The organism is Serratia sp. MYb239 (genome assembly GCF_002966855.1).
Lineage (GTDB): Bacteria > Pseudomonadota > Gammaproteobacteria > Enterobacterales > Enterobacteriaceae > Serratia_B > Serratia_B rhizosphaerae.
In genome coordinates, this window is sequence record NZ_CP023268.1 from 3,603,237 (window position 1) to 3,624,316 (window position 21,080).

General features: G+C 59.3%; 23 protein-coding genes. 13 read left to right on the forward strand and 10 right to left on the reverse strand.

Annotated features, from left to right (window positions below):
* Positions 1 to 196 precede the first annotated feature (196 nt).
* The 4 genes from CLM71_RS17350 to CLM71_RS17365 are packed head-to-tail and all read left to right on the forward strand — an operon-like array spanning position 197 to position 2,545.
* Positions 197 to 562 carry an ArsC family reductase gene (locus CLM71_RS17350; RefSeq protein WP_105232092.1) on the forward strand — a complete coding sequence of 122 codons (366 nt, stop codon included), beginning with the start codon at positions 197 to 199 and terminating at the stop codon, positions 560 to 562.
* A complete protein-coding gene (gene dapE, locus CLM71_RS17355) occupies positions 559 to 1,686 on the forward strand; it encodes a succinyl-diaminopimelate desuccinylase (RefSeq protein WP_105232093.1) in 1,128 nt (375 codons plus the stop codon). The genes CLM71_RS17350 and dapE overlap by 4 nt, the downstream gene beginning before the upstream one ends.
* Positions 1,683 to 2,357 (forward strand): M15 family metallopeptidase, encoded by a 675-nt coding sequence (locus CLM71_RS17360; RefSeq protein ID WP_105232094.1) that lies wholly within the window; start codon positions 1,683 to 1,685, stop codon positions 2,355 to 2,357. The genes dapE and CLM71_RS17360 overlap by 4 nt, the downstream gene beginning before the upstream one ends.
* A gap of 2 nt (positions 2,358 to 2,359) precedes the next feature.
* Entirely contained in the window at positions 2,360 to 2,545 is a 186-nt protein-coding gene (locus CLM71_RS17365; RefSeq protein WP_105232095.1) for a YpfN family protein, read from the forward strand.
* Positions 2,546 to 2,576: 31 nt separating this feature from the next.
* On the opposite strand, the gene CLM71_RS17370 is transcribed toward CLM71_RS17365, so the two are convergent.
* The 5 genes from CLM71_RS17370 to dapA form a co-directional block, all read right to left on the reverse strand.
* Positions 2,577 to 4,592: a tRNA(Met) cytidine acetyltransferase TmcA gene (locus CLM71_RS17370; RefSeq protein WP_105232096.1), complete on the reverse strand. Its 2,016-nt coding sequence runs from the start codon at positions 4,590 to 4,592 to the stop codon at positions 2,577 to 2,579.
* A 74-nt stretch (positions 4,593 to 4,666) separates the two neighbouring features.
* On the reverse strand, positions 4,667 to 5,530 hold the full coding sequence (locus tag CLM71_RS17375) for a neutral zinc metallopeptidase (RefSeq protein ID WP_105232097.1): 864 nt from the start codon (positions 5,528 to 5,530) through the stop codon (positions 4,667 to 4,669).
* A gap of 190 nt (positions 5,531 to 5,720) precedes the next feature.
* A complete protein-coding gene (gene purC, locus CLM71_RS17380) occupies positions 5,721 to 6,434 on the reverse strand; it encodes a phosphoribosylaminoimidazolesuccinocarboxamide synthase (protein ID WP_105232098.1) in 714 nt (237 codons plus the stop codon).
* A 126-nt stretch (positions 6,435 to 6,560) separates the two neighbouring features.
* Positions 6,561 to 7,613 carry an outer membrane protein assembly factor BamC gene (bamC, locus tag CLM71_RS17385; protein WP_105232099.1) on the reverse strand — a complete coding sequence of 351 codons (1,053 nt, stop codon included), beginning with the start codon at positions 7,611 to 7,613 and terminating at the stop codon, positions 6,561 to 6,563.
* 67 nt (positions 7,614 to 7,680) lie between these two features.
* On the reverse strand, positions 7,681 to 8,568 hold the full coding sequence (dapA, locus tag CLM71_RS17390; RefSeq protein WP_105232100.1) for a 4-hydroxy-tetrahydrodipicolinate synthase: 888 nt from the start codon (positions 8,566 to 8,568) through the stop codon (positions 7,681 to 7,683).
* Positions 8,569 to 8,749: 181 nt separating this feature from the next.
* On the opposite strand from dapA, the gene CLM71_RS17395 reads away from it, so the two are divergent.
* Both CLM71_RS17395 and bcp read left to right on the forward strand, forming a co-directional pair.
* Complete coding sequence (locus tag CLM71_RS17395; protein ID WP_105232101.1) at positions 8,750 to 9,322, forward strand: glycine cleavage system transcriptional repressor; 573 nt, start codon at positions 8,750 to 8,752, stop codon at positions 9,320 to 9,322.
* Between the two features lie 2 nt (positions 9,323 to 9,324).
* Positions 9,325 to 9,792: a thioredoxin-dependent thiol peroxidase gene (bcp, locus tag CLM71_RS17400; RefSeq protein WP_105232102.1), complete on the forward strand. Its 468-nt coding sequence runs from the start codon at positions 9,325 to 9,327 to the stop codon at positions 9,790 to 9,792.
* A 111-nt stretch (positions 9,793 to 9,903) separates the two neighbouring features.
* On the opposite strand, the gene CLM71_RS17405 is transcribed toward bcp, so the two are convergent.
* Complete coding sequence (locus CLM71_RS17405; protein ID WP_105232103.1) at positions 9,904 to 10,974, reverse strand: AI-2E family transporter; 1,071 nt, start codon at positions 10,972 to 10,974, stop codon at positions 9,904 to 9,906.
* 354 nt (positions 10,975 to 11,328) lie between these two features.
* On the opposite strand from CLM71_RS17405, the gene CLM71_RS17410 reads away from it, so the two are divergent.
* Entirely contained in the window at positions 11,329 to 12,765 is a 1,437-nt protein-coding gene (locus CLM71_RS17410) for a M48 family metallopeptidase (RefSeq protein WP_232251691.1), read from the forward strand.
* An 18-nt stretch (positions 12,766 to 12,783) separates the two neighbouring features.
* Positions 12,784 to 13,137 carry an arsenate reductase (glutaredoxin) gene (gene arsC, locus CLM71_RS17415; protein WP_105232105.1) on the forward strand — a complete coding sequence of 118 codons (354 nt, stop codon included), beginning with the start codon at positions 12,784 to 12,786 and terminating at the stop codon, positions 13,135 to 13,137.
* A gap of 27 nt (positions 13,138 to 13,164) precedes the next feature.
* On the opposite strand, the gene hda is transcribed toward arsC, so the two are convergent.
* A complete protein-coding gene (hda, locus tag CLM71_RS17420) occupies positions 13,165 to 13,872 on the reverse strand; it encodes a DnaA inactivator Hda (RefSeq protein ID WP_105233467.1) in 708 nt (235 codons plus the stop codon).
* Between the two features lie 209 nt (positions 13,873 to 14,081).
* Here hda and CLM71_RS17425 point away from each other — a divergent pair, with 209 nt between their 5' ends.
* Positions 14,082 to 14,600 (forward strand): E3 ubiquitin--protein ligase, encoded by a 519-nt coding sequence (locus tag CLM71_RS17425; RefSeq protein ID WP_105232106.1) that lies wholly within the window; start codon positions 14,082 to 14,084, stop codon positions 14,598 to 14,600.
* A gap of 85 nt (positions 14,601 to 14,685) precedes the next feature.
* Here the strand turns inward: CLM71_RS17425 and uraA are convergent, their stop codons facing one another.
* Together uraA and upp are read right to left on the reverse strand one after the other, a co-directional pair.
* Positions 14,686 to 15,972: a uracil permease gene (gene uraA / locus CLM71_RS17430; RefSeq protein ID WP_105232107.1), complete on the reverse strand. Its 1,287-nt coding sequence runs from the start codon at positions 15,970 to 15,972 to the stop codon at positions 14,686 to 14,688.
* Positions 15,973 to 16,050: 78 nt separating this feature from the next.
* Positions 16,051 to 16,677 carry a uracil phosphoribosyltransferase gene (gene upp / locus CLM71_RS17435; RefSeq protein WP_105232108.1) on the reverse strand — a complete coding sequence of 209 codons (627 nt, stop codon included), beginning with the start codon at positions 16,675 to 16,677 and terminating at the stop codon, positions 16,051 to 16,053.
* A gap of 257 nt (positions 16,678 to 16,934) precedes the next feature.
* On the opposite strand from upp, the gene purM reads away from it, so the two are divergent.
* From purM to CLM71_RS17455, 4 genes are all read left to right on the forward strand, one after another.
* Positions 16,935 to 17,972, forward strand: a complete 1,038-nt coding sequence (gene purM / locus CLM71_RS17440) for a phosphoribosylformylglycinamidine cyclo-ligase (RefSeq protein WP_105232109.1) — start codon at positions 16,935 to 16,937, stop codon at positions 17,970 to 17,972.
* Positions 17,972 to 18,610 (forward strand): phosphoribosylglycinamide formyltransferase, encoded by a 639-nt coding sequence (gene purN / locus CLM71_RS17445; RefSeq protein WP_105232110.1) that lies wholly within the window; start codon positions 17,972 to 17,974, stop codon positions 18,608 to 18,610. The genes purM and purN overlap by 1 nt, the downstream gene beginning before the upstream one ends.
* 112 nt (positions 18,611 to 18,722) lie before the next feature.
* Complete coding sequence (gene speG, locus CLM71_RS17450) at positions 18,723 to 19,277, forward strand: spermidine N1-acetyltransferase (protein WP_105232111.1); 555 nt, start codon at positions 18,723 to 18,725, stop codon at positions 19,275 to 19,277.
* Between the two features lie 396 nt (positions 19,278 to 19,673).
* A complete protein-coding gene (locus CLM71_RS17455; RefSeq protein ID WP_158684830.1) occupies positions 19,674 to 20,246 on the forward strand; it encodes a polymer-forming cytoskeletal protein in 573 nt (190 codons plus the stop codon).
* Positions 20,247 to 20,248: 2 nt separating this feature from the next.
* Here the strand turns inward: CLM71_RS17455 and pstB are convergent, their stop codons facing one another.
* Positions 20,249 to 21,061 (reverse strand): phosphate ABC transporter ATP-binding protein PstB, encoded by an 813-nt coding sequence (pstB, locus tag CLM71_RS17460; RefSeq protein ID WP_105232113.1) that lies wholly within the window; start codon positions 21,059 to 21,061, stop codon positions 20,249 to 20,251.
* Positions 21,062 to 21,080 lie beyond the last annotated feature (19 nt).

Genomic DNA, 21,080 nt, shown 5'->3' on the forward strand with positions numbered 1-21,080 from the left:
CGCCGGCAGAATTAGCAAAATTTTAGCAGCCGGCGCCCACGGCGAATTTTTCACGTTTTCTCTGCCTTTCAGAGCATTGCACGGTGGAACTCACCGCCTTTTTTCGGCATGCTGAACGCTAATTTTCGTTTTACCGCCGACGGCGGTTTTTTCACCGGTAATTCCGGTATTTCGTGGCAAAAAAGGGCACAACACCATGACGTTGACCATGTACGGCATCAAAAACTGCGACACCATTAAAAAAGCACGCCGCTGGCTGGAAGAACAGGGCGTGGCGTACCAATTTCACGACTATCGCGCGGACGGGCTGAGCGAACAGCAGCTGCGCGGCTTTGTCGAGCTGCTGGGCTGGCAACCGCTGCTGAACACCCGCGGCACCACCTGGCGCAAGCTGGATGAAGCGCAGCGCAACGCCTGCGACAACGCCGAGGCGGCCATCGCCCTGATGCTGGCGCAGCCGGCCATCATCAAGCGTCCGCTGCTGGACGACGGCAACGGCCATGCGCTGCTGGGCTTCAAAGCTGAGAACTACCAACAATTTATTGCCGAGGTAACCGCATGATTTGCCCCGTGATCGATCTGGCGCAACAGTTAATCCGCCGCCCTTCCCTCAGCCCGCACGATGAAGGCTGCCAGGCGATGCTGATTGAGCGCCTGACGGCTATCGGCTTTACCGTCGAGCAGATGGATTTCGAAGATACGCAGAATTTTTGGGCCTGGCGCGGCGAAGGCGAGACGCTGGCGTTCGCCGGCCATACCGACGTGGTGCCGAGCGGCGATGAAAGCCACTGGGACAATCCGCCGTTTGAACCGACCATCCGCGGCGGCATGCTGTACGGCCGCGGCGCGGCCGATATGAAAGGCTCACTGGCGGCGATGGTGGTCGCGGCAGAACGCTTCGTCGCCGCCAACCCCAACCATCGGGGACGGCTGGCGTTTCTCATCACCTCCGATGAAGAGGCCAGCGCCACCCACGGCACGGTGAAAGTGGTCGAGACGCTGATGGCGCGCAACGAGCGGCTGGACTACTGCCTGGTCGGCGAACCGTCCAGCACCGACCGCGTCGGCGACGTGGTGAAAAACGGCCGCCGCGGCTCCATCACCGCCAACCTGCGTATCCACGGCGTACAGGGCCACGTCGCCTATCCGCACCTGGCGGATAACCCGGTGCACCGCGCCATGCCGGCGCTGAATGAACTGGTAAGCATCGAATGGGATCGCGGCAACGACTATTTCCCGCCGACCAGCATGCAGATCGCCAATATCCAGGCCGGCACCGGCAGCAATAACGTCATCCCCGGTGAACTGTTTGTCCAGTTTAATTTCCGCTTCAGCACCGAACTGACCGACGCCATCATCAAACAGCGGGTCGAAGAGCTGCTGGAACGCCATCAGCTAAACTACAGTATCGAATGGCGTCTTTCCGGCCAGCCATTCCTCACCCCGCGCGGCGCGCTGGTGGATGCGGTGGTTAACGCCGTTGAGTATTATACTGAGCTGACGCCGCAGCTGCTGACCACCGGCGGCACCTCCGACGGGCGCTTTATCGCCCAGATGGGCGCGCAGGTGGTGGAACTGGGGCCGGTCAACGCCACTATCCACAAAATCAACGAATGCGTGAACGCCGCCGATCTGCAGCAGCTCAGCCGGATGTATCAACGCATTATGGAGCAACTGATCGCATGATCACCCCGGAAATGCTAACCGGACGTTCAACCGAACATCTGGTGCCGCTGGTCGGCAACCACCGCCTGCAGCCGCAGGCGGTGCAGGCCTTTCTCGCCATGCAGCAGGCTGCCGCACAGGCAGGTTTTGACCTGCAGCCCGCCAGCACCTTCCGCGATTTCGACCGGCAGTTGGCGATCTGGAATGGCAAATTCTGCGGCGAGCGGCCAGTATTAGACAAAGAGAGCCGCCCGATGGATATCGGGCCGCTGTCGGCGGAAGAACGCTGCACCGCGATTCTGCGCTGGTCGGCGCTGCCGGGCGCCAGCCGCCACCACTGGGGCAGCGATTTGGATATCTACGATCCCACGCTGCTGCCGGCAGGCCAGAAACTGCAGCTGGAGCCGTGGGAGTATGAGGAAGGCGGCTACTTCGCGCCGCTCAACCGGTGGCTGACGGCGCATATGGCCGAATTCGGCTTTTATCGCCCGTTTACCGAAGACGGCGACGGCGTGGCGGTTGAACCCTGGCACCTGAGCTACCGCCCGCTGGCGCAGCAGGCGGAGCATCTGCTGACGCCGGCGCTGCTGCTGGCAGCCTGGCAGGATAAGGACGTGGCCGGTAGCGAATGGCTGGCACAGCATTTGCCGGCGATTTTTTCGCGTTTTATACGCGCTGAAGGAAAGGTGTAAATATGCATTGGTTAGCAGATTACTGGTGGGTAATCCTCCTGGTACTGGTCGGGATGGTCATCAGCGGCATTAAGGAATTGCGCCGCGTCGACGTCAAAAAGTACCTGGCCGATAAGCCCGAACTGCCGCCACACCGTGATAACAACGCACAGTGGGACGACGAAGACGACTGGCCGAAAAAGAAATAATCTCGGGACGCCCATACGGCGCCCTGTTTATTTATGGCCGGGCGGCGCTCCACTCACGCCAGCGGCGACAGTGCTGTTCATCCATCTGCGCCAACGCCTGAGCGGCTTCCTGCCGCCACTGGCGCAGCAACGCCTTCTGGCCGTTCACACGGCACTGCGTCACGCACTGCTCCACGGACAGCTGCTGCTGTAAGTGCGCACGCAACGCCGGCAACGGCAACGTGCTGTGCAGCAGCAGACGCTGCAGCGCGCCAAGGCTGGCCTCCAGCGGTCGGTGGGCAAAGGCAAAGCCCGCCAGCTCACGCCAGTCATCTTCATTGAGCTGCGGATCGCCATCGTCGCCGGGGATCGCCAGCGTCAGCGCAATGCGCTGCTGCAGCCAGCGCCAGTCGCGCGCCAGGTGCTTACGCGCCGCCTGGCACAGCATTTCGCCCTGCTCGCTGAGCGGCAACAGCGCCATCACGCTGTAGCAGCCGCTGCTGGCCTCCGGCCGGCTGCCGATGCGCACCAACTCAAAGCCGCAGCCCTGCCAGAAGCGCCACAGCGGCTCGGTGTAGCCAAAGCTGACGGACAGGTAATCCAGCCCCTGCGCCTGCCGGCGCTGCTGCTCAATCAGCCGGCGGGCAATGCCCTGCCGGCGCAGCGCCGGCAGCACCGCCACGCGGGTAATACGGCGCGACCGCAGGGTCGGCGCCCACCACTGGCCGCCGTGCGCCGCCAGCGACTGCGCCACCAGACTGCCGCGCGGACGCCGCCGTCCGGCCCACACCTCGTGAGCCAGCGCCGCGGGCAACCCGCCCTCTTCCGTCAGCCACAGCGCGCCCGCCACTTCGCCGTCCGCCTGCACGGCGGCGGCAAACTGCATACCCGGCGCATCCATCAGCCGCCGCAGATCAAGCGGCGAGGTACGGTAATGGGCGCTGGTGAGCAAGGCGTAAAAGCGCTGCAGCAGCGCGTCATCGCCACACAGCTGCGGCTGCGTCAGCGGGCGATAGCCGATCGTCTGGCCGGCCGTCTGCCAGGGCGGCAGTTCGTTAAACAGCAGTGCGTCATCAATAATCCGCTCCAGCGCGTCACCGGCCGCCCAGCGCATCGGCTGTTGCAGACTCAGACCCTGCCACTGCGGCAGCGAGGCGCAAAATTTCAGCAGAAAACCTCGGCCGGTGCCTTCATAGCCCTGCACCGTGGTGGTCAGCAGAACCCGAGGGAAATAGGCAATCAGCTGTTGCAACAGCGGCGCGGGGATCGCCGCCGCCTCGTCAACCAGCAGCCAGTCGGCAACTGCGCTTCCCGGCTGCCGACAGTGCGCCAGCAGCGCGTCCGGCGCCCAGAACTGCGCGTTTCCCTGCGCCCACTGGCTGGCGACCTCGGTGGCCGCACGGCTGGGGCCGGTGATCCAACAGCTCTGCGCCGAACGCTGCACCAGCATGCCCGCCAGCGTCGATTTACCCCGGCCACGCGGTGCGGTCAGCACCCAGATGCCGCGCTCGCTCGCCAGCAGCCGCGTCAGCAAAGCCTGCTGTTCAGCGGTGGGTTCACCGTTCGGCGCCTGCCAGTCCGGCCTTGCCGGCAGCGGCGCCAGTTGCAACGGCTGGCCCTGCCGCCAGATGCTCACTTCGGCGTCCGCCGTCAGTCGCTGCTGTAAGTGCGTGATAAAATTCGGCGTGGCGATGGGCTGCGGGCTGTCGCTCCAGCGCAGGCTGTCGGCATCCGCGCGCTGCGGCCAGCTTTGCCACGGCGGCGTCAGCAACAGCAGCCAACTGCCGGCGCGCAGTACGCCGGCCAGTTGGGCCAGCGCCTCGACGTCCAGCCCGTCGCCGGCGTCAAATACCGCATGCAGCCGCTCCTGCCCCAGCATAGTACGCACTTCGCCGTGGTTCAGCGCCTGTGCGCCGTGCGGCGCCTCCCCGCCGCACCACGGCCAGTCGCCGGGCATGGTGGCCATCAGCCGTTGTGCCTGCTGGCGACACCAGTCGGCATCGCCGCTTAATACCAACAGCCGGCGGATGCCCTGCCGCTGCATACGCTGTTGCATAGTCGGTAACATAAGTGTTCAGCCCGGAGATAAAAAATGCCGGCGCGTTTGCGCCGGCATGTCGGTCAATATTAAAAACGGCGTGCTCAACGGCTGGAGAAGGTGTTGCAGCTGTTCGGATCGCCGCTGTCGAAGCCCTGTTTAAACCAGGTGTAACGCTGTTCGGAAGTGCCGTGGGTGAAGCTGTCCGGTACTACGCGCCCCTGGCTCTGCTGCTGCAGACGGTCATCGCCGATCGCCTGCGCCGCATTCAGCGCCGCCTGCAGATCGCCCTCTTCCAGCATCTGCTGTTTCTCGGCGTACTTGCCCCACACGCCGGCGAAGCAGTCAGCCTGCAGCTCCATTTTCACCGACAGGCGGTTAACCTCGGCCTGGCTGGCACCCTGCTGCATCTGCCGCACCTTCGGCTCAATGCCCAGCAGGTTCTGCACGTGGTGGCCCACTTCATGCGCTACCACATACGCCTGGGCGAAGTCACCGCCGGCGCCCAGCTTATCTTTCATATCCTGATAGAACGACAGGTCGATATACACCGCTCTGTCGCCCGGACAGTAAAACGGCCCCATCGCCGACTGGCCGGTGCCGCAGCGGGTAGACGTCACGCCGCGGTACATCACCAGCTTGGGCGGTTCATAGGTTTTGCCCATCCGCTGGAACACTTCTTTCCAGTTATCTTCGGTAGAAGCCAGCACCACCGAGGTAAATTTCGCCAGTTCGTCATCTTTCGGACTGATGTTGGCGCTCTGCTGCTGCGTTTGCGGCGTCACATCGCCGCCGGTCAGCAGCGGCGACAGGTCAATACCGTAATAACCGGCGACCAACACCACCACCAGCAGCACAATGCCGCCCTTGCCGCGGATCGGCGGACGGAAACCGCCGCCGCCCTGGCCTGAAGATTGCCCGCGACGATCCTCAACATTGTCACTTTCCCGACGCCCTTGCCAACGCATAAGTAAACTCCAGATGAATTTTTTAATAATCGTAGGTAATTAGACGGCCGCCCGCAATAGCGAGTACGGTTTCGCCTGTCCTGCCAGTGACTACAGTATAAAGGTTTGCAACGGGGGGAAATGCAGAATTTTTCCGGAAATGGTGCTGAAATGACGGGACGCGCTTATCGCGTCCCGTTAGCGCGCGTAATTAATCCAGCGTTACGCCGATGCGGCGCGCCACTTCTTCATAGGCTTCGATCACGCCGCCCAGGCTCTGGCGGAAGCGATCTTTATCCATTTTATCCAGAGTGTTTTTGTCCCACAGACGGCTGCCGTCCGGTGAGAACTCGTCGCCCAGCACCACTTCGCCGTTGAACAGGCCAAACTCCAGCTTGAAGTCCACCAGGATCAGGCCGGCGTCGTCAAACAGCTTGCTCAGTACCTCGTTGGCGCGGTAGCTCAGCTCACGCATACGCGCCAGGTGCTCTTTGCCGACCCAGCCGAAGGTTTCGCAGTAGGATTCGTTGACCATCGGGTCGTGCATCGCATCGTTTTTCAGGAATAGATCGAACAGCGGCGGGTTCAACTCCAGGCCTTCTTCAATGCCCAGACGCTTCACCAGCGAGCCGGCGGCGCGGTTGCGGATAACGCATTCGACCGGCACCATATCCAGCTTTTTCACCAGCACTTCGTTATCCGACAGCAGGCGTTCCATCTGCGTCGGGATGCCGGCTTCTTCCAGCTTGCTCATGATAAAGTGGTTGAACTTGTTGTTCACCATCCCTTTGCGATCGAATTGCTCAATGCGCTGACCATCCAGTGCTGACGTATCGTTACGGAATTCCAGCACCAACAGATCCGGATTTTCAGTGGTGTAGACCGTTTTTGCCTTGCCGCGATACAACTCAGCTAGCTTTTGCATCTTACTTACTCCAATAAAGAATAGTTCTAAAAAAATGCCTCAACGCACGGGCCTCTATTGTGCCAAAACTGCGACGCAAACGATACCGTATCAACAAAACAAAAAGGGGCCGTAGCCCCTTTTCGATTATTTTGCGCTGGTTTGACTAAACGCAGACTGGAATACCGACACCAGCGCGTCGTTCTGCGACTGGGTCAGCGGTTTCCCTTTGGTAGCAATAAACTGCAGGCTGGTGCGGTTGTTCAGATCCCCGACCTGCAGCTTGTAATCGCCTTCGGTCAGTTCTGGATCCTTCACGCCCAGCGCATCCCAGTCGCTGCTGCTCAGGGATTTGTAGGTCACGGCCACGGTGCCCTGCGGACGGCTGCGGTCGCCCACGCTCATGCCGACTTTTTCCAGCGCCGGCGGCAGACGGTCCCACACCACGGTGTACGGCGCACGCACGATCAGCACCGGCAGGCCGGTATCATCAGCGCCGCTCTGTACGTCCAGCGCGCCTGCTCGATTGGCGGTCTGGGCGTTAGCCAGGTTGTCCTGCTTGTCCAGCCCTTCCACCAGGGTGTTCATCATCATGCCGTTATAGCGCTGCACGTCAGACGGGTCGGTAACCTGTTCGGTTTTCCCCTGCTGCTGCAGGCCGACGCTTTTCACCACCAGCGCCTGCTGGTAACCCTGCTGCTGCACGCTGATCTGATAGCGGCCTTCGTACTGGTTGTCTTCATCCAGGCGGTTCCACTTCACCCAGTCGGTGGTCAACGTCTGAGCGGCGTCCTGACGGGAAGCGATGCTGATGTTTTTCGCCTGCAGTTGGCTGACCACGCGCGACCACAGATTCTGGTTTTGCGGGCTGTTCTCCAGCAGCAGCGTGCCGCTGTCGCCGGCGTACTGCGCGCGTGAACCGCTCAACAGGGCCAGAGGCTGCACCGGCGGACGAATGTCCAGCTGCTTGCCGACCAGGCCTTTGGCGGCGGTCTGCGGTACATCGTAGTTGCCATTTTGCACCGGCAGAATCATGCCGGCAGGCGCGCTCAGCGCTTTGAGCGGTGCCGAGTCGAGATAAGCCTCGTCGCCGCTAACCTGACGTTTGTAACGCTGATCGCTGGAACAGGCCGCCAGCATCATCACCAGGGAGATGCCGACAACTTTTGCCACCGTCGACTTTTGCAATGAATAAGCCATCAAATTTCCTTTAAGAGTTTCATCCCGTGCACCCTCGGCCGCAGCGTTTTACCGCGGCATCACGCACTCAGGGTTCAAGCAAACCGGCGCTTTTCAGCGCACGCTCAACAATCGGGCGGGCGGCGTCAGCCAGCGGCGTCATCGGCAGACGCATGGTGTCGTTGGCAATCAGGCCAAGCGCCTTGCAGGCCCACTTCACCGGAATCGGGTTCGCTTCGACAAACAGGTCCTGATGCAGCGGCATCAGGCGCTGGTTCAAACGGCGCGCGGCGGCGAAATCGCCCTGCGCGGCCAGCTGACAAAGCTGCGCCATGTCACGCGCGGCGATGTTGGCCGTCACGGATATTACCCCTTTACCGCCCAGTTGCATAAAGTCCAGACCGCTGGCGTCGTCGCCGCTCAGCAGAATGAAATCTTCATCATCAACCAGCAGTTGGATCTGACTAACACGGCTTAAGTTCCCCGTCGCCTCTTTAATTGCGACAATATTTTTAATTTTGGCCAGCCGCGCCACGGTCGCCGGCAGCATATCGCAGCCGGTACGAGACGGTACGTTATACAGGATTTGCGGCAGATCGGTGCTGTCGGCAATCGCCTTGAAGTGCTGGAACAGCCCTTCCTGCGTCGGTTTGTTGTAATAAGGCGTCACCGTCAGGCAACCTGCCACACCGCTGCCGTTGAAACGCTGGGTCAGGGCGATCGCCTCGGCGGTGGCGTTGGCGCCGGTGCCGGCGATCACCGGAATGCGGCCGTCGGCCAGTTCCAACGTCTGCAGGACCACGTCCACATGCTCATCATGGGCAAGCGTTGCCGACTCGCCAGTCGTCCCGACGGAAACAATTGCCGACGTCCCGGCGGCAACATGGTAATCAATCAGTTTTTTTAGGCTCGCACGATCGACGGCGCCCGCGTCGTCCATCGGCGTAACCAGCGCAACTATACTTCCCGTAAACATTGGCCGTCCCCTCCACAAACAAGTCACCCATGGTACTTTTGCTGCCTAACCAAAAGCAAGCAAACAACGGCGTTGTAAGCGCTTGGCAGGCGGTTTTTTTTATGTTTACCATGGTATACCCAAAATACGCGGCGTTGTATCCGCCGGCACGCGTATTCCATTGAGCACAACAGGAAGCCCCATGTCGCCACAGTCCGCTGAACACTATCTGGTGATTACCGCTCTCGGCGCCGACCGACCCGGTATCGTCAACACCATCACCCGCCACGTCAGTAGCTGCGGGTGCAATATCGAAGATAGCCGTCTGGCCATGTTGGGCGAAGAATTCACCTTTATTATGCTGCTGTCCGGCAGTTGGAACGCCATTACGCTGATCGAGTCGACCCTGCCGCAGAAAGGCGCCGAGCTTGAGCTGCTGATTGTGATGAAACGCACAAATTCGCACGAACGCCCGCCGATGCCGGCCACGGTCTGGGTGCAGGTGGAGGTGCAGGACTCGCCGCATATCATCGAGCGCTTTACCGACCTGTTCGACTCCAGCCAGATGAATATCGCCGAGCTGGTGTCGCGCACCCAGCCCGCCGAAGGCGATCGGCCGCCGCAGCTGTATATTCAGATTACCGCGCACAGCCCCGGCAAGGCGGATGCGTTAAATATTGAGCAAGCCTTCCATCGCCTATGTACAGAATTGAATGCGCAAGGCAGTATTAACGTCGTGAACTATCCACAGCATGATGAGAGAGATGGAGAGTAGTGATGAGCCCATTGAAAGCCGGTGATACAGCGCCGAAATTTAGTTTGCCTGACCAGGACGGTGAGGAAATTAGTTTGGCCGACTTCCAGGGACAGAAGGTTTTGGTTTATTTCTACCCGAAGGCCATGACGCCCGGTTGTACCGTGCAGGCCTGCGGTCTGCGCGACAACATGGATCAGCTGAAGCAGGTCGGCGTTGAAGTGCTGGGCATCAGCACCGACAAGCCGGAGAAGCTGTCCCGCTTTGCCGAGAAAGAGCTGCTGAACTTTACGCTGCTGTCTGATGAAAACCATCAGGTTGCCGAGCAGTTCGGCGTGTGGGGAGAGAAAACCTTTATGGGTAAAACCTATGACGGCATCCACCGCATCAGCTTCTTGATCGGCGCGGACGGCAAGGTGGAGAAAGTGTTCGACAGCTTTAAGACCACCAACCACCACGATATCGTGCTGGAGTATCTGCAGGCGCACTGAGTCTCACCGCCCTGATAACGCCAAAGGCCCCGGTTTCCGGGGCCTTTGCTTTATGGCAACGTCGTCTGACGGCCCGAGATAGCCGGGCCTGGCGTAACGAGGAGCGCAAGATTATTCGCTGTCGCGCTCGACCAGCATTTCATCCGGCCAGGCGTGGATCACCGCTTTTACCAGGGTAGCCAGCGGGATGGCGAAGAACACGCCCCAGAATCCCCACAGCCCGCCGAAAATAATCACCGCCAAAATAATCAGCAGCGGGTGCAGGTTGACCGCCTCCGAGAACAAAATCGGCACCAGCAGGTTGCCGTCCAGCCCCTGCACCACCAGATAGGCGATAATCAGCGTCCAGAAATCCGCGCCGACGCCCCATTGGAACATCGCCACCACCACCACCGGAATGGTGACCAGCACCGCGCCGATGTAGGGGATCAGCACCGAGAAACCGACCAGAACCGCCAGCAGCAGCGAGTAGCGCATGCCCAGCACCAGGAACACCAGATAGGTCGCCACGCCGACGATAACCATCTCCAGCACCTTGCCGCGGATATAGTTGGTGATCTGCTGATTCATCTCCGCCCACACCTGGCCTGCCAGCCCGCGATCGCGCGGCAGAATGCGGCGCACGCCGTTCAGCAGCTGCTCTTTGTCCTTCAGCAGGAAGAACATCATCATCGGCACCAGAATCAGATAGATCGCCAGCGTCAGCAGCCCTACCAGCGACGCCAGCGAGAACTTGACCACCGACTCGCCGACGCCGGACAGGCGGCTGCGCAGGTTCTCCGCCATCATATCGATGATGCCGGCGTCCACCAGCGCCGGGTAGCGCTTCGGCAGCGTCGCGGCAAAATTGTAGAACTGATTCACCATGCCCGGCAGGTCGGTCATCAGGTTCATGCCCTGCTGCCAGGCGGTCGGAGCCACCACAAACACCAGCAGCATGGCGATGCCGGCGAACACCAGCAGCATAAGGCTCGCCGCCCAGCTGCGGGAGCAGCCGATACGCTGCAGACGCGCGGTCGGCCACTCCAGCAGATAAGCCAGCACGATCGCCACCAGCAGCGGCGTCAGAATGCCATGCAGAAAATAGAGAATGCAGAATCCGGCGACCAGTATCACCAGCAGGGCGATCGCCTGCGGGTCGGTGAAACGACGTCGGTACCACTGTAATAACATCTCCAACATCAGAGATTGCTCCTTGGGTCCATAACAGAGGAATCGTTGGCTGCCGTTCCGTAGCAGCGCAGCGGGAAAACAGAGTTCTTGTTGTAACACAATCTTCGCCCTGATTTCCTCGGGCAAAGGTTTCATTACGGCCTGCGGCTGTCTATGATGTGATGGGTCGGCGCCGCGTGCTCTGCCGCCATTTTTGTGAGTTGGCTCACTTGCGCGCTGATTGTACTGGAGAGTTCGCCACGGAAGAAGAACTCTTGTGCGCGAGCAGCAGAACTCTTGCGCCTGATAAACGTCCTAGTTAATACGATATGACGAGGGATACCCCTGACTATGACCACCCGGTTGACCAAACAAGCAATCGCCATGCTGCTGCTTGGCACGCTCAATGCGAGCGCCATTGCCCCCGCCATGGCGGCCAATCAGGACCAACTGCCGGATATGGGCACCACCGCCGGCGGCACGCTGAGCATCGGTCAGGAAATGGCGATGGGCGACTTCTACGTCCGTCAGTTGCGCGCCAGCGCGCCGCTGGTCAATGACCCGCTGTTAAGCACCTACATCAACCAACTGGGCAACCGGCTGGTGGCCAACGCCTATTCGGTGCGTACGCCGTTCCATTTCTTCCTGGTGCGCAACGACGAAATCAACGCCTTCGCCTTCTTCGGCGGCAACGTGGTGCTGCACACGGCGCTATTCCGTGAAACCGACAATGAGAGCCAGCTCGCCTCGGTGCTGGCGCACGAAATTTCGCACGTCACGCAGCGCCACCTGGCGCGCGCGATGGAAGACCAGCAGCGCAACGCCCCGCTGACCTGGGTCGGCGCGCTGGGCTCCATTTTGCTGGCGATGGCCAACCCGACCATGGGCATGGCGGCGCTGAGCGGCACCATGGCCGGCACCCAGCAGGGGATGATCAGCTTTACCCAATCCAACGAGCAAGAGGCCGACCGCATCGGTATTCAGGTGCTGCAGCGCGCCGGTTTCGATCCGGAAGCGATGCCTAACTTCCTGCAGAAACTGGCCGATCAGTCGCGCTATGCCTCTAAACCGCCGGAAATGCTGCTGACGCACCCGCTGCCGGACAGCCGCCTTTCCGACGCCCGCAACCGCGCCAACCAGATGGCGCGGCGCATTACCCAGTCCACTCAGGACTACTATATGGCCAAGGTGCGCGCACTCGGCATGTACAGTTCCACCGGCTACGGCCTGACGGAGGACGTGCTCGGCGCCTACGAAAAAGGCAATGTCCGCCAGCAGACCGCCGCCAAGTACGGCCGCGCCATCCTGTTCTACGAAGCGAAAAAGTACGATGCCGCACGCCGGCTGATCCAGCCGCTGCTGGACAAAGAGCGCGACAACGTGTGGTTCCTGGATCTGATGACCGATATCGATCTGGGGCAAAAGCGCGCCGCCCAGGCGATTACCCGTCTGCAGGCCGCCAACGCGGCGCAGAGCAACAATCCGGTGCTGCAGCTTAACCTGGCTAACGCCTATGTCGAAGGCAACCAGCCGGCGCAGGCGTCGAAAATTCTCAACCGCTATACCTTCGCCCACCCCGACGATCCCAACGGCTGGGATCTGCTGGCGCAGGCCAGCGCGGCGCAAGGGCTGCGAGATGAAGAGCTGTCCGCCCGCGCCGAAAGTCTGGCGCTGGGCGGGCGTCTCGATCAGGCTATCGGCCTGCTGAGCAACGCCAGCGCCCTGCAAAAACTCGGCAGCCTGAAACAGGCGCGCTATGATGCGCGCATCGATCAACTCCGTCAGCTGCAGCAACGTTTCCGTCAATACCAGCGCAGCTGATTTTTAAGGAAGAAACAGATGAAAAACGTCACCATTTACCACAACCCGCGCTGCTCCAAAAGCCGTGAAACGCTGGCCCTGCTGGAGCAGCACGGCGTCCAGCCCGACGTGGTGCTGTATCTGGAGACCCCGCCCTCGGTCACGCAGTTAACCACGCTGCTGCAACAGCTGGGGTTCAGCTCCGCCCGCGAGCTGATGCGTAAGAAGGAAGATCTCTACAAATCGCTTAATCTGGCGGATGACAGCCTGAGCGAACAGCAACTGCTGCAGGCAATGGTGGAAAACCCGAAACTGATCGAACGTCCGATCGTGGTTAAAGGCAAGCAGGCGCGCATCGGCCGGCCGCCGGAGCAGGTGCTGGACATTCTGTAAGGGATGCGGGGCCGGCGCACGGCCCCGCTATAGACTGAGGATCTCTTTGACGAACGGAATGGTCAGCTTACGCTGGGCGGTGATCGACGCGCGATCGAGCTGATCCAGCGTCATAAACAGCGTGCGCATCTCGCGATCCAGCCGCTTCAGCAGGAAACGGCCCACGTCTTCCGGTAGCTCAAAGCCGCGCAGTTTGGCGCGCAGCTGCAGGGCCTGCAATTTCTCATCATCCGACAGCGGCTGCAGTTTATAGATCTGCCCCCAATCCAGACGCGACGCCAGATCCGGCAGCTGCAGGTTCAGCTGGCGCGGCGGACGGTCGCCGGTAATAAACAGCCGGGTGCGCCCGGTTTCCAGAATGCGGTTATAGAGATTGAAGATCGCCATTTCCCACTCTTCGTCGCCGGCGATGCATTCGATGTTGTCGATGCAGACCAGCGCCAGCTGCTCCATACCGTCCAGCACTTCCGGCACGAAATAGGCGCGCTTGTCGAGCGGCACATAGCCCGCAGCTTCCCCGCGCTGTGAAAGCTCAGCGCAGGCCGCATGCAGCAGATGGCTGCGTCCGCCGCCTTCGCGCGACCAGAAATAGATATAGCTGCCGTGTTCCTGACGAACGGCAGACTGGATCGCAGCTAATAGGGACGGATTCTCCCCCGGATAAAAACTGGCGAACGTTTCATCATCGGGAAGATAAAGTGGCAGTGAAAGCTGTGCCGGCGTATTCAGAAGCACCTCAACCAAAACTGGCAGGAAAACGGCGTCAGTTTAACATAGAAAACGCACACTGTTGAACCAGTAGGATCTTATGCCGTAATAGTAGGCAACATGCTGCAACAATCGCCGTTCCATACGGGCGGCTTGCACTTTTCGGATAAGCTGTCCTAGTATAAAAATGCAAAACCGCACTACCATCACAACGGCTTATCACAAGGATTTAAACGATGAAATCATGGAATAAAATTTTACTGGCTTCACTGATCGGTTTGGCGCTGGCGGGCTGTGATGACGCCTCCAAGGTTGACAACAACCTGGATAAAGCCAAGGACAGCGCAGAACAGATGAAAGACGCCGCGGACAAAAAGGCCGAGCAGTTGACCGACAGCGCCAAAGCCAAGGCACAAGAGCTCAAACAGGCCGCAGCAGAGCAGGCCGATCAGCTGAAAGATCAGGCCTCCTCGCTGAAAAACGACGCCGGCAAACAGGCCGAAGCCATCACTAACGATGCCCAGGCCAAGGCGGAAGCCATTAAACAGCAAGCAGACCAGCAGAGTCAGCACCTGGTTGAACAGGCGAAAACGATCAAAAATGACGCCATCAGCGGCGCGAACCAGCTCACCGAAGAGGCGAAGGCGAAAACCTCGGAAATTCAGCAGAGCATCGATAATAAACAGCAAGAGGCGCAAAAACAGGCCGAAGCTGCCGACGCACCGGCGGAACAGCCACAGCCCGCAAATCAGTAATCCTCACATTACGGCGCGCCAGCGCGCCGTAAACCTCAGGGATGAACCCGCGTCATCCCTGACTGCCCGGTGCGGACGCCCCGCACTATTTCTGCTCCAACCCCTCGTCGGCGTCAATCACCTCTTCTTCTTTGCGCAGCAGGCTAATCAGCTTGAACAGCAGGCTCAGAGCGATGCCGACGATGGTCGCCAGCGCCATGCCCTTCAGTTCCGCCGCGCCGATATGCACCTTGGCGCCGCTGACGCCGATAATCAGGATCACTGCGGTCAGGATCAGGTTCTGCGCCTTGTTGTAATCCACCTTCGAGTCAATCAGTACGCGGATGCCCGACGCGCCGATCACGCCGTACAGCAGCAGTGAGACGCCGCCCATCACCGGCACAGGCACCGCCTGGATCGCCGCCGCCAGCTTGCCGACGCAGGAGAGCAAAATCGCCAGAATCGCCGCGCCGCCGATCACCCAGGTGCTGTAAACCTTGGTAATCGCCATCACGCCGATGTTCTCACCGTAGGTCGTATTCGGCGTCGAGCCGAATAAGCCGGAAATCACCGTGGAAATACCGTTGGCGAACATCGAACGATGCAGGCCCGGCTCGCGGATCAGATCCTTTTTAACAATATTGGCGGTCACCACCAGATGCCCGACGTGTTCGGCGATCACCACCAGCGCCGCCGGCAGAATGGTGAAAATAGCGAACCACTCAAAACGCGGCGTATAGAAGGTTGGCAGCGCAAACCAGTGCGCTTCGCGAATCGGCGTCAGATCGACCACGCCCATAAAGAACGACAGCGCATACCCCGCCAGCACGCCGATCAGAATCGGGATAATCGCCAAAAATCCACGGAACAGCACCGAACCGAGAATGGTGACACCCAGCGTCACCAGCGAAATGGTGATGGTGGTGCCGTCCGCTGCTGCGCCGTCCGCCGGCAGCAGCCCTGCCATATTGGCCGCCACACCCGCCAGTTCAAGACCGATAACCGCAACAATCGCCCCCATCGCCGCCGGCGGGAACATCACGTCGAGCCAGCCGGTGCCGGCTTTCTTGACGATCAGCGCCACCAGACAAAACAGCAGGCCGCAGACGATAAAGCCGCCGAGCGCCAGTTCATAACCCAGCGGCAACAGCAGCAGCACCGGTGAAATAAAGGCAAAGCTGGATCCCAGATAGGCCGGAATCTTGCCTTTACAGATAAACAGATACAGCAACGTGCCGACGCCGTTAAACAGCAGCACCGTGGCCGGGTTAATCTTGAACAGGATCGGCACCAGCACGGTGGCGCCAAACATGGCGAACAGATGCTGAAGGCTGAGCGGGATGGTCTGCAGCAGCGGCGGTCGCTCGCTAACGCCAATGGCGCGACGGGTCATGAGTGTTTTTCCTCGTGCTTATTGATTTTATAAGTTGTAAGCCAAAAAAAAGCCGACTCGTTAAGTCGGCTAATTATCTTATTTGGTACCAAATATCTTGTCGCCGGCATCGCCCAGCCCCGGCACGATGTAGCCGTGCTCATTCAGGCACTGATCGATGGACGCGGTATACAGCTCAACGTCAGGGTGCGCTTTTTCCAGCGCTTTGATCCCTTCCGGCGCCGCCACCAATACCAGCACCTTAATGCTGGTGCAGCCGGCTTTCTTCAACAGGTCGATCGTGGCGATCATCGAGCCGCCGGTCGCCAGCATCGGGTCTACCACCAGCGCCATACGCTCTTCAATATTGGATACCAGCTTCTGGAAATACGGCACCGGTTCCAGGGTTGTTTCATCGCGATAAACGCCGACTACGCTGATGCGCGCGCTAGGCACGTGTTCCAGCACCCCTTCCATCATGCCGAGACCCGCACGCAGGATCGGCACCACGGTAATTTTTTTCCCTTTAATCTGTTCAACTTCAACCGGCCCGCACCAGCCTTCAATCGTGACCGTTTCGGTAGCCAGATCGGCGGTCGCTTCATAGGTCAACAAACTCCCCACTTCAGAAGCCAGCTCACGAAAGCGTTTGGTGCTGATTTCGTGGTCGCGCATCAGGCCAAGCTTGTGTTTTACCAGCGGGTGTTTCACCTCAACGATCTTCATCATTTTTCTCCTATTAAGGTGGTTGACGGCCAAAAAAATCGCGGGATTATACCGCCTTTTTCCCGCCACGCCACCCACAATAGCCCGATCGGGATCAACAAAAGTATGATTATCAGTATAGGGGATGAAAATGTAGATCGGCCTCACAAGCCGCTCGCAAACGTTTGCCTGCACTGTTAGAATTGCCGCGCCGGGTTCCGGAAGCAAAGGCCGGAAGCCCCGTTTTTCAATCCGCAAACCGTCGTGGGGATCGCGCAGTGACCGACAAAACCTCTCTCAGCTATAAAGACGCAGGTGTCGATATCGATGCTGGCAATGCATTGGTAGACCGTATCAAAGGTGTAGTAAAACAGACCCGTCGCCCGGAAGTGATGGGAGGGTTGGGCGGTTTTGGCGCGCTGTGCGCGTTGCCGCAGAAATACCGCGAACCGGTGCTGGTTTCCGGCACTGACGGCGTGGGCACCAAACTGCGTCTGGCCATGGATCTGAAGCGTCACGACACCATCGGCATCGACCTGGTGGCCATGTGCGTCAACGACCTGGTGGTACAGGGCGCAGAGCCGCTGTTCTTCCTGGACTACTACGCCACCGGCAAGCTGGACGTCGACACCGCCGCCAGCGTTATTACCGGCATTGCCGAAGGCTGTAAACAGTCCGGCTGCGCGCTGGTAGGCGGCGAAACCGCTGAAATGCCGGGCATGTACCACGGCGACGACTATGACGTGGCCGGCTTCTGCGTCGGCGTGGTCGAAAAGTCTGAAATCATCGACGGCAGCAAGGTGCAGGCCGGCGACGCGCTGATCGCGCTGGGCGCTTCCGGCCCGCACTCCAACGGCTACTCGCTGGTGCGTAAAATCCTCGAGGTCAGCAATACCGACCCGACCACCACTCAGCTGGACGGCAAACCGCTGGCCGACCACCTGCTGGCGCCGACTAAAATCTACGTGAAATCGGTACTGGAACTGATCGCCAACCGCGAGGTGCACGCCATCGCCCACCTGACCGGCGGCGGCTTCTGGGAAAATATCCCGCGCGTACTGCCGGAAGGCATGCAGGCGGTGATCGATGAATCCAGCTGGCAGTGGCCGGCGGTGTTCAACTGGCTGCAGCAGGCGGGTAACGTCAGCCGTCACGAAATGTACCGCACCTTTAACTGCGGCGTCGGGATGCTGATTGCCCTGCCGGAAAGCGAAGTAGAGGCCGCCATCGCCCTGCTGAACGCGGCAGGTGAAAAAGCCTGGAAAATCGGTAAACTCACTGCATCTTCCGACGAACAGCAAGTGGTCATTCAGTGATGAAAAAGATTGTGGTGTTGATCTCCGGCCAGGGGAGTAATCTCCAGGCGCTGATCGACGCCTGCCAGCAGGGGCGGATCGCCGCCGAGATCGTCGCAGTATTCAGCAACAAGGCGCAGGCCTATGGTCTGCAACGTGCCGAGGCGGCAGGCATTGCCGCCCACGCGCTGGATGCCAAAACCTTTGCCGACCGCCAGGCGTTTGACGACGCGCTGGCGGACGCCATCGACCAGTACCAGCCGGATCTGGTGGTGCTGGCCGGCTATATGCGTATTCTCAGCGCGCCGTTCGTCCAGCGCTATGCCGGCCGGATGCTGAATATCCACCCTTCTCTGCTGCCGAAATATCCGGGTCTGCATACCCATCGCCAGGCGATCGACAACGGCGATGACGAGCACGGCACTTCGGTACACTTCGTCACCGAGCAGCTCGACGGCGGGCCGGTTATTCTGCAGGCCAAAGTGCCGATCTTCCCCGGCGACGAAGAAGATGAGGTGGTTGAGCGGGTACAGGTGCAGGAGCATACCCTCTATCCGCTGGTGGTCGGCTGGTTCGTCGATGGCCGTCTGGCGATGCGCGACAACGCCGCCTGGCTGGACGGCGAACGCCTGCCCGAACAGGGGCACGCCGCCGACTGAGCGCGCTTTCTAAACCAATCCTCAACGGCGCCCTCCGGCGCCGTTTTTTTTACCTCTTCTGGCCGACTCAACGCTATACTTCCCCGTATGTCAGTCACATAGGAGAATACACATGCCTGGTTCCGCCAGCGTCCGCCTACGCCCACTGGAGCGGGATGATTTAACCTTTGTCCATCAGATGGACAATAACGCCAGCGTCATGCGCTACTGGTTCGAAGAGCCTTATGAAGCCTTTGTCGAACTGTCCGACCTGTACGATAAACATATCCACGATCAGAGCGAACGTCGCTTTATCATTGAGCACGAAGGGGCTAAGGTCGGCCTGGTCGAGCTGGTGGAGATCGATCATATTCACCGTCGGGCGGAGTTCCAGATTATTATCGACCCGACGCATCAGGGTAAAGGCTACGCCAGCACCGCCGCCAAACTGGCGATGGACTACGGCTTCTCCGTTCTGAACCTGTATAAGCTGTACCTGATTGTCGACAAAGAAAACCCCAAAGCGATCCATATCTACAGCAAACTGGGTTTTGAAGTGGAGGGGGAACTGATTAACGAATTCTTCGTTAACGGCGAATACCGCACCGTATTGCGCATGTGCATTTTCCAGCCGCAATACCTGGCAAAGTTCAAAGCCGCGCCCAAGAGTGAAAAATTAGCTAAATAAAATGTAAACATTGCCGATAATCTAAATTTAATGTAAATAGATTTCGGCAATAAATCACCAGACATAATAACAGCCGTCAGATCCGTGAATAATCCGCTGGCATCAGGCGTTATTCATTATTGACCGTCATCAATTATAATGACAACATCGATATTACAGTTCGTCGTTGCCGATTATTAATAAACGTTACTTAAGAATGGATTATCTTAATCAGGAAAGATGCGAAAATACAATATACTTTGGTATGTCTGGATTTTATGGGCACTGCTAATCATTATCTGGTTATCTTGGGATACTCTATTAAATAACAAGATGAATCCGATAATGGTAGCTATTGCCGTCTTTTGTTCATTACTTATTATTCAAGCAATATATAGCATATACAGGAAGGACCCCATGCAGCTATTTAATAAATCCAAGAAAAATCCCACAGAGAAGTCCGGTAAAAAAACGGACGACGCCAAGCCACCGCACAATGATATGAAAGAACCGGTCAAGACGGCCCCCGCACCGCCGCCATTAGCGGAACTACTGGAAAGCAGCAAACCGGTTAAGGCCATCAAGGACACCTTTGTCTCACAGGGCACCCAGCTGACCGGCACCATTGAAGGCCAGGGCAACATTATTGTCGAAGGCGTGATTGAAGGCAGCCTGACCTGCTCCCACCAGGTGCGCATCGAACCGACCGGCCATGTGAAAGGTGAAATCCACGCCCAGCATATTATGATCAACGGCTCCGTCGAAGGCAGCTGTCACGCCGACAGCCTGACCATCCAGCCGAAAGGCCATATGCGCGGCGATATTTTTACCGACGAGTTTTCTATTGAGAAAGGCGGCGTGTTTGTCGGGCAGTCCCAGCTGATGCCGCAAACGGCCGCCGGCGCCGGCAAGGTCACGGCGCTAAAAACGGCGCGCCCCGCCCCTGCCGATGCAGCCCCGCAGCTGCAGGAACCGCAGCAGGTCAAATAGCCTCAGCCATAGCGGCCCGTGATGTAATCCTCCGTTCGCCGCTGGCGGGGAGAGGTAAAAATGGCGTCGGTATCGTTATATTCCACCAGGCGCCCCTGGTGGATAAACGCCGTATAGTCCGAAACGCGCGCCGCCTGCTGCATATTGTGCGTCACCAGCACCACCGTGTAGCGCTGTTTCAACGTCGAAATCAGCTCTTCGATGGTCAGGGTAGAGATCGGATCCAACGCCGACGTCGGCTCATCGAGCAGCAGCACTTCAGGCTCAATGGCGATGGCGCGGGCAATCACCAGCCGCTGCTGCTGGCCGCTGGACAGCCGCAGGGCGTTTTCCCGCAGCCGGTCCTTCACCTCATGCCACAGCGCCGCCGCGCGCAGCGAACGCTCCACCGCCTCATCCAGCACCCGCCGCTCGCGAATGCCCTGCAGACGCAGGCCGTACACCACGTTTTCGTAAATCGATTTCGGGAACGGATTCGGCCGTTGGAACACCATCCCCACCCGCCGGCGCAGCGCCGCTACGTCAATGTCCGCACCGGAAATCAGCTCGCCGTTCAGCTGCAGATCGCCGTCAATACGGCAGTTGTCCGCCAGATCGTTCATGCGGTTAAAACAGCGCAGCAGCGTGGATTTACCGCAGCCGGAGGGGCCGATCAGCGCCGTAGCCCGGTGCTTCGGAATCCGCAGCGAAATATCATGCAGCACCTGTTTGTCACCGTAAAACAGCTGCAGCCCGTCAGCCGCCAGCGCCGTATTCTGGTCATCCAGCTGCTGCACATCCAGCCTGGGCAAACTGCCCGGCGTTTTTAATCCCATGAAGCGATCCCCAAACTCG

Coding starts and splice junctions, on each gene's coding strand:
- dapE (WP_105232093.1), top strand. CDS start 559: ATGATTTGCCCCGTGATCGATCTGGCGCAACAGTTAATCCGCCGCCCT.
- CLM71_RS17365 (WP_105232095.1), top strand. CDS start 2,360: ATGCATTGGTTAGCAGATTACTGGTGGGTAATCCTCCTGGTACTGGTC.
- dapA (WP_105232100.1), bottom strand. CDS start 8,568: ATGTTTACGGGAAGTATAGTTGCGCTGGTTACGCCGATGGACGACGCG.
- bcp (WP_105232102.1), top strand. CDS start 9,325: ATGAGCCCATTGAAAGCCGGTGATACAGCGCCGAAATTTAGTTTGCCT.
- CLM71_RS17375 (WP_105232097.1), bottom strand. CDS start 5,530: ATGCGTTGGCAAGGGCGTCGGGAAAGTGACAATGTTGAGGATCGTCGC.
- CLM71_RS17425 (WP_105232106.1), top strand. CDS start 14,082: ATGAAATCATGGAATAAAATTTTACTGGCTTCACTGATCGGTTTGGCG.
- purC (WP_105232098.1), bottom strand. CDS start 6,434: ATGCAAAAGCTAGCTGAGTTGTATCGCGGCAAGGCAAAAACGGTCTAC.
- bamC (WP_105232099.1), bottom strand. CDS start 7,613: ATGGCTTATTCATTGCAAAAGTCGACGGTGGCAAAAGTTGTCGGCATC.
- CLM71_RS17405 (WP_105232103.1), bottom strand. CDS start 10,974: ATGTTGGAGATGTTATTACAGTGGTACCGACGTCGTTTCACCGACCCG.
- CLM71_RS17370 (WP_105232096.1), bottom strand. CDS start 4,592: ATGTTACCGACTATGCAACAGCGTATGCAGCGGCAGGGCATCCGCCGG.
- CLM71_RS17350 (WP_105232092.1), top strand. CDS start 197: ATGACGTTGACCATGTACGGCATCAAAAACTGCGACACCATTAAAAAA.
- CLM71_RS17410 (WP_232251691.1), top strand. CDS start 11,329: ATGCTGCTGCTTGGCACGCTCAATGCGAGCGCCATTGCCCCCGCCATG.
- upp (WP_105232108.1), bottom strand. CDS start 16,677: ATGAAGATCGTTGAGGTGAAACACCCGCTGGTAAAACACAAGCTTGGC.
- pstB (WP_105232113.1), bottom strand. CDS start 21,061: ATGGGATTAAAAACGCCGGGCAGTTTGCCCAGGCTGGATGTGCAGCAG.
- CLM71_RS17360 (WP_105232094.1), top strand. CDS start 1,683: ATGATCACCCCGGAAATGCTAACCGGACGTTCAACCGAACATCTGGTG.
- CLM71_RS17455 (WP_158684830.1), top strand. CDS start 19,674: ATGCAGCTATTTAATAAATCCAAGAAAAATCCCACAGAGAAGTCCGGT.
- speG (WP_105232111.1), top strand. CDS start 18,723: ATGCCTGGTTCCGCCAGCGTCCGCCTACGCCCACTGGAGCGGGATGAT.
- CLM71_RS17395 (WP_105232101.1), top strand. CDS start 8,750: ATGTCGCCACAGTCCGCTGAACACTATCTGGTGATTACCGCTCTCGGC.
- purN (WP_105232110.1), top strand. CDS start 17,972: ATGAAAAAGATTGTGGTGTTGATCTCCGGCCAGGGGAGTAATCTCCAG.
- arsC (WP_105232105.1), top strand. CDS start 12,784: ATGAAAAACGTCACCATTTACCACAACCCGCGCTGCTCCAAAAGCCGT.
- uraA (WP_105232107.1), bottom strand. CDS start 15,972: ATGACCCGTCGCGCCATTGGCGTTAGCGAGCGACCGCCGCTGCTGCAG.